The 13,175-nt window shown below is 48.5% G+C and carries 13 protein-coding genes; 4 read left to right on the top strand and 9 right to left on the bottom strand.

Annotated elements, in window-relative coordinates:
- Positions 1–280: 280 nt before the first annotated feature.
- The 7 genes from SK34_RS01500 to SK34_RS01470 form a co-directional block, all read right to left on the bottom strand.
- Positions 281–1,555 (bottom strand): Glu/Leu/Phe/Val family dehydrogenase, encoded by a 1,275-nt coding sequence (locus tag SK34_RS01500; protein WP_003020877.1) that lies wholly within the window; start codon positions 1,553–1,555, stop codon positions 281–283.
- Positions 1,556–1,876: 321 nt separating this feature from the next.
- Complete coding sequence (locus tag SK34_RS01495) at positions 1,877–2,845, bottom strand: Csu type fimbrial protein (protein WP_048232166.1); 969 nt, start codon at positions 2,843–2,845, stop codon at positions 1,877–1,879.
- 13 nt (positions 2,846–2,858) lie between these two features.
- On the bottom strand, positions 2,859–5,144 hold the full coding sequence (locus SK34_RS01490) for a fimbria/pilus outer membrane usher protein (protein ID WP_048232164.1): 2,286 nt from the start codon (positions 5,142–5,144) through the stop codon (positions 2,859–2,861).
- 55 nt (positions 5,145–5,199) lie between these two features.
- Positions 5,200–5,922 (bottom strand): fimbrial biogenesis chaperone, encoded by a 723-nt coding sequence (locus SK34_RS01485; protein ID WP_048232162.1) that lies wholly within the window; start codon positions 5,920–5,922, stop codon positions 5,200–5,202.
- A 14-nt stretch (positions 5,923–5,936) separates the two neighbouring features.
- A complete protein-coding gene (locus SK34_RS01480; RefSeq protein ID WP_003020867.1) occupies positions 5,937–6,467 on the bottom strand; it encodes a Csu type fimbrial protein in 531 nt (176 codons plus the stop codon).
- Positions 6,468–6,776: 309 nt separating this feature from the next.
- Positions 6,777–7,508 (bottom strand): MerR family transcriptional regulator, encoded by a 732-nt coding sequence (locus tag SK34_RS01475; RefSeq protein ID WP_048232160.1) that lies wholly within the window; start codon positions 7,506–7,508, stop codon positions 6,777–6,779.
- Positions 7,509–7,711: 203 nt separating this feature from the next.
- Entirely contained in the window at positions 7,712–8,941 is a 1,230-nt protein-coding gene (locus tag SK34_RS01470; protein WP_003020858.1) for a diguanylate phosphodiesterase, read from the bottom strand.
- 317 nt (positions 8,942–9,258) lie between these two features.
- Here SK34_RS01470 and ycgZ point away from each other — a divergent pair, with 317 nt between their 5' ends.
- From ycgZ to SK34_RS01450, 4 genes are all read left to right on the top strand, one after another.
- Positions 9,259–9,495, top strand: coding sequence for a regulatory protein YcgZ (gene ycgZ, locus SK34_RS01465; RefSeq protein ID WP_003020856.1), 237 nt, complete (start codon positions 9,259–9,261; stop codon positions 9,493–9,495).
- Between the two features lie 41 nt (positions 9,496–9,536).
- On the top strand, positions 9,537–9,809 hold the full coding sequence (locus tag SK34_RS01460) for a hypothetical protein (protein WP_003844030.1): 273 nt from the start codon (positions 9,537–9,539) through the stop codon (positions 9,807–9,809).
- Positions 9,810–9,843: 34 nt separating this feature from the next.
- Positions 9,844–10,110 carry a biofilm development regulator YmgB/AriR family protein gene (locus SK34_RS01455; RefSeq protein WP_048232158.1) on the top strand — a complete coding sequence of 89 codons (267 nt, stop codon included), beginning with the start codon at positions 9,844–9,846 and terminating at the stop codon, positions 10,108–10,110.
- 132 nt (positions 10,111–10,242) lie between these two features.
- Positions 10,243–10,794, top strand: a complete 552-nt coding sequence (locus tag SK34_RS01450) for a LuxR C-terminal-related transcriptional regulator (RefSeq protein ID WP_048232156.1) — start codon at positions 10,243–10,245, stop codon at positions 10,792–10,794.
- Positions 10,795–10,872: 78 nt separating this feature from the next.
- Here SK34_RS01450 and SK34_RS01445 read toward each other — a convergent pair whose 3' ends face one another.
- Together SK34_RS01445 and SK34_RS01440 are read right to left on the bottom strand one after the other, a co-directional pair.
- On the bottom strand, positions 10,873–12,132 hold the full coding sequence (locus SK34_RS01445) for an MFS transporter (RefSeq protein ID WP_016150363.1): 1,260 nt from the start codon (positions 12,130–12,132) through the stop codon (positions 10,873–10,875).
- Positions 12,133–12,197: 65 nt separating this feature from the next.
- Complete coding sequence (locus SK34_RS01440) at positions 12,198–13,145, bottom strand: aminoimidazole riboside kinase (RefSeq protein ID WP_048232154.1); 948 nt, start codon at positions 13,143–13,145, stop codon at positions 12,198–12,200.
- Between the last annotated feature and the right edge of the window lie 30 nt (positions 13,146–13,175).

The raw sequence follows: 13,175 nt of genomic DNA, 5'->3' as shown, positions 1-13,175 counted from the left end.
AGGCATCTGATGTAGGGTATCGGTTTGTACAACGCCACGGCGACCGCTCGCTGCCGATAAGGTAATTTTGCACACGGGTTTGCAAAAGAAAATTGCTGTGAAGAGCGTTTCAATACGAAACATAGCAGCATAATAATGTTCCGTATTGGAACGTCATGGTGCATAAAACAGCGAAAGTGAGAGGTCGGGCGGTATTTGTGCGGAAAGTTTTTGAACGATTTTTTATGGAAAACAAACCACCTGTAGAACAGGTGGTTTGTAGGCATGGTCGATTTCGGCGTTAGCCCGGATAAATTCCGCGATCTTTTCGTGCCAGCAGAATGCGTTCGCAGGCAACGATGTAGGCTGCGGTACGCAGGGAGCAGGATTTCTCAGCTGCTTTTTCCCATACATGCACCATCGCATCAGTCATGATTTTGTCCATGCGATTGTTGATCTCTTCTTCACTCCAGAAGAAGCTTGCCATATCCTGAACCCATTCGAAGTAGCTGACGGTTACGCCGCCGGCGTTACAGACCACGTCAGGCACAACCACGATACCACGGCTTGCCAGCACATCATCGGCATCCGGATAGGTTGGGCCGTTAGCGCCTTCAAGTACCAGTTTACAGGTCAAGGTTTCCGCACGGTGACGGGTGATCTGACCCTCAAGCGCGGCCGGAATAAGAATATCCATATCCAGGCTCCAGAAGGCCTCGCTGGCGATGGTTTCAGCGCCCGGGAAACCGGCAATCTGTTTGTGCTCTAACTGCCAGGCAGACAACGCGGTCATGTCGATACCTGTGGGGTTAAACAGCGTAGCGGTGTGATCCTGAATCGCGACCACGCGTGCACCAGCTGCCGCGAACAGTCGGGCGGCTTCGCTGCCGACGTTACCAAAACCTTGCACTGCAACGCGAGCACCTTCAACTTCGATGTTGGCACGGCGCGCGACTTCCAGACCGCTGACGAAAACGCCGCGACCGGTGGCTTTATCACGACCTAATGAACCGCCAAGGTGAATAGGTTTACCGGTGACCACGCTGGTCACGGTGGTGCCGTGGTTCATGGAGTAGGTATCCATCATCCAGGCCATGACTTTTCCGTTAGTACCTACATCCGGCGCAGGAATGTCTTTCTGCGGCCCAATGATAATGCCGATTTCGCTGGTATAACGACGAGTTAAACGCTCCAGTTCGCCTTCAGACAGCGAGAACGGATCGACGCGCACTCCACCTTTGGCACCGCCGTACGGCAGGTTCAACGCTGCGCATTTGATGGTCATCCATGCGGACAGGGCCATCACTTCATTAAGATCAACATCAGGATGATAACGCACACCGCCTTTGCCCGGCCCGCGGGAGAGGTTATGTTGCACGCGATACCCTTCAAAATGACGGATAGTGCCGTCATCCATCTGCACCGGGATATCGACAATCAGCGCGCGTTTTGGGTGGCGCAGGGTATCCACCCAATGGGAAAGTTCGCCCAGGTAAGGGGCCACACGCTCGATTTGTTGCAGGTAGGTATTCCAGGCAGATGTGCTGCTATCTGAAGCGTAAGATAACTTATCCATGATAAACCTTAGTTATAAAAGTAATATGTTCTTAATTTGGCCGTGGTATACAGTGAATCTCACCATATAAACCTAAATTTAACATTTTTTTCATAGAAGGGCCTGCCCGACCAGCACGAATTATCGCCATGATTAGTATGGGCTTTAACTTGCGATTGAATAGTTATTCTGTGTCTTTGCTTGTAATTGGGTTGTTTTGCAGGGTGCGTAATTTAATATGCAGAATATATAAAAATCGTAATTTGTTAGATTTATGACGCACCTCTAAAAGTAAATAATTTGATAACAAAATGTATTTGCTTTATTGAGGTTAAGATGAGGTCAGTAGGTTACGGCGATGGTAACGGTATCGGCATAGTTGTCTGGCGTGTAGTTCGCGCTGGGGACGGTGGCGTAAACCGGGTAGGTAGTTGTTGTTCCCGTACCGTTGCCCGCGACGGTATTGAGTGATGTATTGCCCCAGACCGTACCGGAAGGACCTGGCGTCGAACTAAGCTGGTAGGGGACTTTATCCGTATTTGACCCCGTGCCCGCCATCACGCCGCTGCCTGCCGTATTACCGTTGGAGGGCTGAAGCCCGATGGTGTAAGGCGTGTTATTGGAACATGCTACGCCCACGGTATTTGAAGCCGTAAGGTTACGCCCGGTCGCCCTGGCTGGCGCAAAGCTAATATCGGTTGCAGAGGTGATATTGCACTGTTTGCTTACGGTCGCCGATACGGTGAAAGGCAGCCTGGCGGCAACCGTATCGCCACAGGTTGTTGGCGGGAAAAGCAATCCGGGATTGAGAGTGACAAGGGCTGTGGCCGTCGTATAGCTATCCTGATAATTTCCGGGGACGGCTGCGGTTTGTGGCGTGACGATCTGCGCCGATACCGTGAGTGAACCCGTCACTGGCGTCAGATTCAGCAGGTTAAGCTGTACCATGGGAAAAGTGGTTCCCGACTGATACTGGCTGCCCCAGACTTTGGTGCGCCCGCTATCCTGGTAAAGCTGGTATGCCAGCGTTCTGGCAGGCGTTCCGCTTAATGACATATTTCGCGGTGTCACCTGGCCACTGACGGCCGAGGCGCCAATATTAAAACAGAGATTGATCCCTGCCAGCGCGTCACCAAGCTCTTTGGTGCAGGTGTAACTGAACGTCATTGATGACGTTGCGCCTGTCGCAGACAGTGGATTGACCGAACCTAAATTTATGGGTTGCACATTGCTCACCGAACAGGCTACCGCATGGCTAATTGCCGGACAAAAAAGTACGGCAGCGATGAGTAGCAGATGTCTTAACCTCATGAGCGCACTCCTGTTAGTGTGGGCGACAAACCAGCGGGCCTATTTGTACAATCCCCTTTGCTGACACAGGATAGTCAAATTGCACGCGACAACTACCGGTGTCCGTCTCAACGCGCAGCGTGTTGTGCTGTTCCAGGGTGTCGAACCAGGTCATCCCATCAAAACCAACGACAGACGACTGTCCTTTTCCGTTGATGGCGTAAGCCATGCTGCCTTCAGGAATTGGCTTACCCTGATTGTCGACGAGAAGGATCTGCGCGGCGCGTACGGGGGTGATACCAAAGCTCACCAACGCGCCGGAACGATCGGCGGGCGTTGCGTTCGCCTCAACGCGTGCGATCCGCATATTGGCGGGGAGATCCATCGGGTCAATACTGATCAGGTTTTTTTGATAGCTGTTCAGCGGCGTGACCAGCAGTAGTCCCTGGTCATCGCTGCGACCAATCAGGTTATTTTGCAGTTTGACTGGAACATCAGGCACGCCGTCAGTTGAGACGACGGCAAAACCATTGTTGATTTCCCTTGCTGCAAACAAGCCGCCTCCCATGGTCACCAGCGATCCGGTTGCGCCTGCGTAGCCGTAATGGTTATCTGGTAAACGGCTGAATCCCGCGTACGCTTTACCATAACGCCCCAGATATCCTACTTCTCCCTGGCCACTTTGTCGGGAAGCCTGCTGACTGGCGGCCAGATTCCAGCCCCAACCGCCGTCGGCAGGCGGCGTCTTGCTGGCGTTGAGCTGATAGCCGGTTTCATCGTTGGTGCGTTGTAGCGTGCTGCTGGCGCTCAGATTGTTATCAGTGGTAATCGTTACCATCAGATAGATACTGCGATCGCGGTTATCGTCAATGTTCTGGTTGAGTCCGGCATTCAGTGAGATGCTGTCTGTAACGGATTTGAACCAGCTGGCGTTGGCGTAGCGCACCGCATTTTCGTGTGGATAACGAAACTGCAGATAACTCAGGCTGACATTTCCGGCAGATTCCAGCGAATAGCCAATGACCGTGTTGCTGTTAAGCGTTGGGGGCGGCTCACCATAATGGGTGGCGACATCGCGGTAATCGCCAGAAGTTGCCGTGGTACTGGTACTGAAATTAAACCGTTCGCCGGACCAACGATAACCAAAGCTATACAGAAATCCGTTCTGCCCTGAATCGCTACTTGCGGCAAGTGATGTCGAAAATGTGCCGCTGCGGGTTCCCGGGATCCAGTCGTTACTGAAGCCTGCGTTAATTAGTCCATCGCTGGTTTCTGCGTGAGCCCCGGCGGTCAACGTATTGCTAAACCCGCGACGCCACGTAGCGCTCAATACCGGTGCGCTGGCATAGTCAAAAGAGGAATAACCATAATTTTCGCGTACCGTGCCCAATTCTGCCGACCAGGCGGTTAATCCTTCCCGCAGGAGTTGTTGATCGTTGTAGAACGAGAAATTTTGTACGCTCGTTCTGCCCAGCGCGTCTGTCATCATCACCTGACCCGTTCCCGCGCCGCTGATGTTAGGCATGGTGTTGATCTGAAAACTACCTGCGGGGACTTCTCCGTTGTAGTACCTGACACCGTCCACGTACAGCTCAACGTTTGATGGCAACGTCGCGGATCCCAGATATGCAGGGAGAGGGGTGGTTGGCATATAGGGCTTTAAACCAAAATCGGTGCCTATCTGAATGCCGCCAATACGCGTAGGTCGGGACCAGATGAGTGAACTTGTCAGGGTATCGCCAACGGTTAACGCCAACATCGTATCAGGAAATGAGGTACGCCAGCTGGTATCAAGGCGCTCAAAGCTGTTATCGGCGTATTCCTCGGTGGAGTACTGCGTCAACTGGGTGGAGCTGAGCACGCCGGCAGCATTGAAGGCGCGTAGTTCACTGAAGGTATTGATTGCGCTCTCGTGCCCCTGCTGGGTATAGATATCATAATTGAGCAGCGCTCCGCGTGATGTTGTCGCCGTTGGCGCGGTTTCGGTAGGCGAGTTAAGCTGCGTGGTGGCAAGATCGAGTGAACTAAGTGGCGCAGTAAGCGAGAGCGTTTGCAACTGAACGTTGTAGTCAATGGTTAACTGGGGGATATCGTTCAGGCAGACGGCGTTAGTGGCGTCTGGAGCAAAGCGAAAGCCCATTTTACTCAGGGTATTAGCTCCCGCATAAAGCTTTCCATTATCGTAGCCAAAATGTACCAGCCCAACGGGATTCCCATTTAAGGTGACATCGAGATACAAATCGACTCCCGTAATTTGTGAGGTGCTATTAATAACACCATTCTCACTCTGGTTATTATTCAGCGTTTGTGCGCAAACCATTCCCGATATTAATACTCCATTGAGAAAGCAATATTTCACCAGAAGCCAGAATCTGTTACAGATCTTGTACTGTTTTTTGGCCATTGATTGTGACTTCAATTTTCCCGCCATAATGATTATTACTGGCCGACGGGGAGACTATCCAGCGCATTGTTGAGCCTGGTAAAACGTAGCCTAATAGTCCGGGTGTAATGACTTTTTTAGTACCGTCAGGGCTTATAAATGTTGCAGCAGATAACTGTGCATGCCCATTTCCCTGATTACTGACTTCAATAAATTTTTTGCCATCCAGTTGTTGTAATTTCCATTGCAGTTTTGCCTGCGTTTGTGCCGCTGATGTTGGCTGAATGAAAACGGGAATGGAATAATGCAGCACAAACTGAAGCTTATTTTTTTCAACTTTTGCAGGCGGTAACTCATCTATCGACAAACGATAAGCGTCTTCGGCATGTGCCGAGGGAGGGCTTGTGCGAATAACTCGAATCAACTGACGTTCTCCAGGGGCTAATGCCAACATCGGCGGGCTTATCACCAGCCCCTGAGAGGGGGAAAGTTTGTTGTCATAAGCACTTTGACTCCAGCGAAAAACCCGAACCTGGGCATTGAGCACATTTTCACCCGCGTTACTCAACCAGATACCATCGGCATTTTGCGTCGCTTGCAACGTTAACGTGACCGGGGCTATTTGCAGCCCACTGGCAGTGGCAAGGTTGGCGCTCGCAACCATCCCTAGCAGGCATGCGCAGGCACACTGCTTAACAGGCAGTTTTACTCTCATATAGCTTCCTGAAGTTAGTAGTTAACGTTAACCGTTACCGTGTCGGCATAGTCGTCAGGAGTGAAGTTGGCGCTCGGTGCGGTGGCATAAACAGTAAAAGTTTGCACCAGACCGGTCCCTGTCGCTGCTACGCCATTCCCAGGTGCGGTGTCGGTGGCGGTATTTCCCCATACCGGACCTGTTGCTGACGTGCGATTTAGCTGATAGGGCACTTTATCGGTATTGGTGGCAGCGTTAGCCACAGAGGACATGGCGCCCGAGCCCGTCGTCGTCCCTCCATTGGCAGCCGACGGTGCCAGGCCGATAAAATAGGGCGTGGTTTTTGAGCAATTAATTGAAATAGTGTTGCTTGCACTGGTATTTGTCGCCGTGGTATTCACCGGACCAAGTGTGATATTTGAAGCCGAACCCGCTGTCACGGTACAGGCCTTTTGAATCGTCATCAGCACCTGAAATGTTCCGTTAACGGTTGCTGCATTTGCCACAGAGATAATGGAAAAGGCGCAGCAACAAAGAATTAAGCGTTTGTCTAAGACTAGAGCCATATCCTTTACCTTTTTCAAATAACCACATTTATTACTTTAGAAAAACAATAATGTGGCACAAGAAGACATAATTTAACCCTAGAATAAGTATTAGGTGTACGCCAGTTGATCTAATGAATTTTACTTAGGAAAAAGGTGATGTCGTCGACAAAAAAATAATACCAACGGGTGAGTATGTTGTTTTGTTTTTATGCTATAGCGGGTGTTAAGTCAGGAGAATAGGGGGCAACATATTCCTTGGATGGTACTCAAAATAACCATCCAAAAAATGAGAGTCGTATGATTTATCTTACACGTATTACGTAATGGCTACGGGCTGTGGAAAATGACCTTATAACCTTGCTCATTCCAGTGTTGTAGCAGTTCATTTTGTCTGCGGGTTGGCGCGATACCGGTCCAGACAAAAAGCGTTTGCCCAGGGAAAAGTTCAGGTCTTGGCGATTCAATGGGTTCAGCCAGAACGGCAATATGCCAACCAGATTGCGATAAACGCCAGGCTTCGAGCCACAGACGGGTTCTGTCTTCAACATCCCAGGCCATCAGGAGAGCATCCTTTCCTGACTTGCGCCGCGTTTCAGACAGCAGTGTTGCAACATATTCAATCAATGCGCCATCAAACATGCTGTTCATTATGCGGGATGTATTATGGTCAAGTATCAGCCGTTGACGTACGGGAAGATAAACGTGATCAATCAGCGCATCTACGGGGTGAACGCGACCGAGTGCGGTAATTTTGGCTCGCAGCTTCGGTGGATGTGCCATGCGAAGAATGCTCATCATCTCTTCTTGTAATTGATTCCAGTCGTCGTCAGCTTGACGGGTACTGGTTTCCAGCAATGCCTTAACTTTGCCAACAGGTATGCCATTGCTAATCCAACGTTTTATTTCTTCAATACGCTGAATATCTTCTTCATCAAAGAGTCGGTGGCCACCTTCACTGCGTTGAGGTTTGAGTAAACCGTAACGTCGTTGCCATGCCCGAAGGGTGACAGGATTTATCCCGCAACGTTCTGCGACATCCCCAATGCTGTAATAAGCCATAGTTCCCCCGGACACTCCTGATTCTCCGTCACCGATATGCGGTTCCTGCTACTTTGTACAACATTCATTAAATTGTACAAAACATATATAAGATTCTAGCAAAATTAAGATTTACTTTACTATCATGCAAGGAGTAAATGCTGTTTTTTTATGTTCAGCATGAGGGCGGTTGTGGTGATTGTTTATTTATAACAATGCGTTAGTTATTTTGACGCTGAGAAATCATTTTTCTCTGGCCATGCAACAGATGGAATACCATTCAGGCAGGCTTGTGCAAAAAGGTTACCCTGGAAGATTTCAATGCCCGCGGATTCAAGCCACATCCACTCTTCGGGTTTTTCAACGCCGACTGCGGAAATCATAATTTCCAGTGACGCGCAGCATTTGATAATTGCCTGAATGATAGCCTGCCGCGGTCCACTTTTATGCACATCCGTGATCAGCTCGCGGCTTATCTTAATTCGGTCGGGTTGAAAACGAGACAGAAGCTGAAGCCCGGCAAAACCTGCCCCAAAATGGTCTATCGCCACACAGATCCCCGCAGCCTTGAGTGACTTCACGGCCTGCGCGAACGTATCAAAGCGAGAAATAACTTCACTTTCGGTAAACTCTACAATGATTTGTTCAGGCACTAGCCCGTGCGCAGCGATTTCGTTTATAAGAAAGCTGACTGCATTGGGTTTGTTTACCAGGGTCATGGGGAGCAGATTGACTGACAGCATTTTGTCGTTAAGTCCCAGCGCGCTTGCCATTGCAAAAGCAGTCTTTTTGCTCTGCAGATCCGCTGTATACAGTTCCTCAGGATTTAAGTTGTCAAAATAAGTTGCGGGCGTTTCACCGTCTCTACCACGAATAAGTGCTTCCAGAGCAATGACGCGTTGCGACATAGGATCGATAATTGGTTGAAAAGCAAAGCTGAAATCGATATCGGATGGGAGTGTGTTTTCATCCAGGAGAGTACAAGAGTTGTCGGCAATAAAACTCCAGCAATCCGGCGCTGGTATTTCAAAATAGCTCGATTTTTCCGTCGCAAGGACAAATGTGCGGAAAAACTGTAACGCCCTGTCATCATAGGTGAGCTGAAATTTTGATGTTCCCTTATTCAGCACAGCTTGCAGAACGTCATTGCGTTCATGTTTTTGTAGATCAAATAACTCCATTCCCACTTTTCCGAATCTTCTCGCAGGAGCGTAATCACACATCAGCTCAACGATATTGTGGTGCCGTGGATCGTTACAAATACAACAATAAATCTCTTTTACCTGCTCCTCAGGGCCTTCAAGCAGTTGGAAAAAGTGGTGACCGTTAAAGAGTAAGATTCCCGTAACATCAGATCGCCTGTTTTTGATATTTGCAGCTGTCACCATATCCTCAAGCGCTTTGAGGGGGGCGTCATCACGTAGATGGCTGCGGTAAATAATGGTCGTGAGCATGGACAGTCCGGGAATAAGGGAGAGGAAGATATATGACAGTATCAGACAACCCAGGTTATGTCCTGATTTTAATACATTATTCTAACTTTAACTTCACAATTGAACGGTCTGATTAAGATGAAATTTAGCCATGTTACGACGTGATTTGTACAGTGATCCTAATGTTTATATCAATCGATACAATTCTAAGTAATTGATTTGTATCATTTAGCACATTTTGGTAAAAACAAATTAATCTTGTTGTACACATTTTTGGTACAACTTTGCTACTGTTATAAAACTTAATATTCACCAGCATTTTGATACAGGAGCATGACATGCAGCAGCATAACGTTCGCACTGATACTGCAAGCGCGATTTCTCGTTACTTTGCGAAGGCGCATCTGCCAACTCAACAGGAAACATTGGGAGAAATCGTCACTGAGATACTCAAAGATGGACGTAATCTGAACCGCAAATCACTTTGCACTAAGCTTTTGTGTCGTCTTGAAAAAGCATCAGGGGAGAAAGAACAAAAACATTACAATGCGTTAATTGGTCTGCTCTTTGAATAAAATAAACCCCTTATATGATAGGGGTAAGTAGTGAAGGCGTTATGAAGAAAACTGATAGTGAACGCTTGAAACATGAAATTACAGGTTTGGCTGTGCTAGAAATTCTGCGAATGCATAGAGACGTTTCGTTAGCTGCAGTGATTAAGCAATTGCGACTTATGCAGGCCAGTGAAATAGATGGCACACGAAAGCAATTAATTGACAGCGTTATCAATGATTTTACAAACATTAATCCGGAGAAAATAAGCAGAAAACCGGATAAAACCAGAGATGAGAGTGCATTCAGTGCCAGCAAAAACCCTAAATTACATTAAAGATAATCTTCCAGACTATACAAGCGAGGTTACCATGCTCCATGAAATTAATGTCCACAACGTAATGACGGATAAAGCTTTATCAAGTTACTTCCATAATGCAGGTGAGCTATTAGCAGATGAGTCTGTGGTATTGGGGCAGGCGGTAACAAATGTAATTCTGGCAGGTGATAATTTTAATAATAAAAACATCATTTTAAGCCTGATAGGTTCTCTGGAGTCAACGGTTGACGTTGTCCAGGCAGATGTTATCAGAAAAACCCTGGAAATAGTATTGCGCTACACAGCTGACGATGTTTAATAAGTCTTCATATTAACAAAATATGTACAGTACCCTTGTTATATGCTGAAAGCCCTTATGCTAAGCATTTTTTGGATTAAGACTATACATAGCACCCCTCTAAATCAATTATGATTTTTCATTGAGGCCATAATGATGAACATCGTTCAGGAACATACTCTAAACGCAGTGTTATGGATTGATGATATTTTTATCAGGCAAGGGTTAAAGAATATTCTTGCAGATATCGTTTTTGAAGATGACAAGGCGCGACTTGTATTCTTTACCGCGAATCACTTTGAGGCGGTAAAAAAGCAAAATTACAATCTGAAAACGCATCGTCTGGTATTGCTGATTGATGGTCATTTGTATCAGTATCTTAATGATGTTTCGCTTTACAGACTACCAGTAGATATCGGAGTTGCCTCAATCAAACAATTTATTATTGATATTACTCGTGCTGGTGGTAATCACGAGAATCAATCTGATTCAAATATCTCATTAACCGCGAGAGATAAATATATTTTAACGCAGTTAGGAGAAGGTCGAACTATTTTTGAGATATCCGCATTGTTAAATCTACACTTAAAAACGATTTACCAGGCCCGGCAGAATCTGATCAAGAAGCTTGGTTGTTCTGGGCTGATTGATTTTCAGGGAATACTGCGAGCGCAAATATTCCGCAACTGGCTGGAACATGCCTGAGTAAATCGACAGTTCGAACTTACTGTTGAGGGGGTACGACAGGGCTAATGGCCCTGTCGCGATATTAATAAAACTTCGCTACTCAGTCACCAGTTCATTGATACCCTTCTGCTGATGATGCTTTTTACTCAGCGAGAAGTAGCCAAATATTAGTGTTATTACCACGATGCTCGCCATAATCAGGAAGATTTCCTGATAGCCCACTTTATCAAACAACTTACCGACAGGCAGTGACAGCACGATGATGCCAATGGAACTGGCGATATTGAAGCCAATAAGATATATCGTTGACGACAGGCGCTTATCAAAATTCGCTACGCTGAATTTAAACACTGAAATAACAAACAGTGGGACCTCCAGCGCATGGAGCATTTTAATCAAGGAGATAATATATATATCGGTGAACAGTGCTGAACCCAGGATTCGACAGGTCATGATTGTTCCACCCAGCAGCAATGCGGATTTAGGCCCGATGCGGTTAATCAGGAACGGAACCAGCGCCATACCGACGGCCTCCATAAAGACTTGTACCGAGTTGAGGTAGCCGTATACGCGTGGTGCCAGTTCGGGATCGTCAAATAAGCTGGCGTAAAACACCGGGAACATCTGCTGATCGTAGATGCTATAGAACGACCAGGTGCCGACGACAAAGATAACGAAAAACCAGAACTGCGAATCTTTAAAGATGGTGAGAAAATCCTTTCGGGTCAGCGCGTCTGGCTCGGGCGAACGTGTATCCGTGGATGCCGGGGCCGGTGCGTCGGTTTTGAACACCACGTTAATCACCAGGAATAACACCCCCATGACCGACACGCACCAGAAGTTAATGTGTGGGTTGATGCTGAAGAAGATACCGCCAACAAAAGTCCCTGCGGCGTAGCCAAGCGATCCCCAGAAACGAGCAGTGCCGAATTCAAAGTTGAATTTACGGCTCACTTTCTCGACGAAGCTTTCCACCAGACCGCAACCGGCGAGATAGCCAAGGCCAAAGAAAATGGCGCCTAGCACCATGCCAAGCTTGAAGTTGGAGACCAGCAGCGGTTCATAAACATAAATCAGGAACGGACCGCTGAGCGTGATGACAGTCCCCATCATCCAGATAAGGGGTTTGCGGGTACCGAGCTTATCCTGCAGAAAACCGTAGCCCAGCATAAACAGCATGCTGAAAAACTGGTTTACGGCATACAGCATTCCCAGCTCCGTTCCGGACAGGCCAAGTTTATTTTTTAGCCATATTGCATAAAAAGACCACCACAACGACCAGGCGGCAAAGAAAAAGAGCAGATACCCGGATGAGTATCGATATTTATCATTACTGAACGGCATATTTATCTTCATGATTTTTCCAATCCAGATCAGGTCATTGTAAGGTCTTTCTGATACGACGTAACGAGTGCGCTTTATTACGGGGTGATCGTCCTCCGTAGCGACGGTTGCGACTGAATAAAGCTGCTCAGGTGTTGGCTGTCGGGAAACGCGCTTAGCGCGCCACGCCGGGTAGTCGCCAGAGCACCACAAGCGCTGGCCTGCTCGATAAGCGGAAGTAGCGTTGACGTCGATGTGGGCCAGCCTTCTCCGGCGAGTGCCGCCAGCAGCCCGGCCATAAAGGCATCACCGGCGCCGGTGGTATCGATGCTGTCGACGTGATAGCCGCTTAAAGTCAGCCTATGGTTTTGCCAGAAAGCGATAGCGCCGTCGGCACCGCGGGTAATAACTTTCAGGCACGCGGGAAAATCAGCCAGGCGTTCGCAGGCGCTACTAAGACAGTCAGTTTGTGTTAGCCACAGCAGCTCTTCTTCCGACATCTTCAGAATGTCGCTCTGCCGGGCAAACTCGCTGACAAGGTCAAACATCTGCATCTCGTTGCTCCACATCTGCGGACGCAGATTGATGTCAAAGCTCAGCGTACCGCCGGCCTGTCGCAATGCGTCTATTGCCAGGGTGAGGGTGGCGCGGCACTCAGGGGCAACCAGCGCCAGCGAGCAGAAGTGCAGAATGTCGGCACCAAAGTCGGGCAGGCTCGTCGGGCTGAGAAATTGATCGGCAGACGGATTAACCAAAAACTCAAACTGCCGCTCACCGTTGGGAGCCAGTGAAACCAGTACGGTACTGGTGTGCTGTTGTGCATCAAACTCCAGACTTCCTGTATCCACCTGCGCTGTTACCAGCGTCTGATGCAGAAAGCGGCCAAAAGTGTCATTGCCCACACGGCCGATAAAGCCGCTGTCATGGCCGAGGCGGGCTACGCCGATGGCCACATTGAAGGGCGCGCCTCCCGCACAGGCTTCAAACTGCATATTGTCGCGCGGTAGCAAATCCACCACGGCATCTCCGAGCGTCCAGATTGTCATTATTTTTCCCCAAAGCAGTGAGACGGGTGG

Origin of the sequence: Citrobacter sp. MGH104 (assembly GCF_001034485.1) — a bacterium.
In the GTDB taxonomy this organism is placed as follows: Bacteria; Pseudomonadota; Gammaproteobacteria; order Enterobacterales; family Enterobacteriaceae; genus Citrobacter; species Citrobacter freundii.
This window is presented reverse-complemented; position numbering and strand designations above follow the sequence as displayed.

Bases quoted from the DNA above. Each gene is read 5' to 3' on its own strand.
- SK34_RS01485 (WP_048232162.1), bottom strand. From the start codon at position 5,922: ATGAGAGTAAAACTGCCTGTTAAGCAGTGTGCCTGCGCATGCCTGCTA.
- SK34_RS01500 (WP_003020877.1), bottom strand. From the start codon at position 1,555: ATGGATAAGTTATCTTACGCTTCAGATAGCAGCACATCTGCCTGGAAT.
- SK34_RS01490 (WP_048232164.1), bottom strand. From the start codon at position 5,144: ATGGTTTGCGCACAAACGCTGAATAATAACCAGAGTGAGAATGGTGTT.
- SK34_RS01445 (WP_016150363.1), bottom strand. From the start codon at position 12,132: ATGAAGATAAATATGCCGTTCAGTAATGATAAATATCGATACTCATCC.
- SK34_RS01450 (WP_048232156.1), top strand. From the start codon at position 10,243: ATGATGAACATCGTTCAGGAACATACTCTAAACGCAGTGTTATGGATT.
- SK34_RS01475 (WP_048232160.1), bottom strand. From the start codon at position 7,508: ATGGCTTATTACAGCATTGGGGATGTCGCAGAACGTTGCGGGATAAAT.
- SK34_RS01480 (WP_003020867.1), bottom strand. From the start codon at position 6,467: ATGGCTCTAGTCTTAGACAAACGCTTAATTCTTTGTTGCTGCGCCTTT.
- SK34_RS01460 (WP_003844030.1), top strand. From the start codon at position 9,537: ATGAAGAAAACTGATAGTGAACGCTTGAAACATGAAATTACAGGTTTG.
- ycgZ (WP_003020856.1), top strand. From the start codon at position 9,259: ATGCAGCAGCATAACGTTCGCACTGATACTGCAAGCGCGATTTCTCGT.
- SK34_RS01495 (WP_048232166.1), bottom strand. From the start codon at position 2,845: ATGAGGTTAAGACATCTGCTACTCATCGCTGCCGTACTTTTTTGTCCG.
- SK34_RS01440 (WP_048232154.1), bottom strand. From the start codon at position 13,145: ATGACAATCTGGACGCTCGGAGATGCCGTGGTGGATTTGCTACCGCGC.
- SK34_RS01455 (WP_048232158.1), top strand. From the start codon at position 9,844: ATGCTCCATGAAATTAATGTCCACAACGTAATGACGGATAAAGCTTTA.
- SK34_RS01470 (WP_003020858.1), bottom strand. From the start codon at position 8,941: ATGCTCACGACCATTATTTACCGCAGCCATCTACGTGATGACGCCCCC.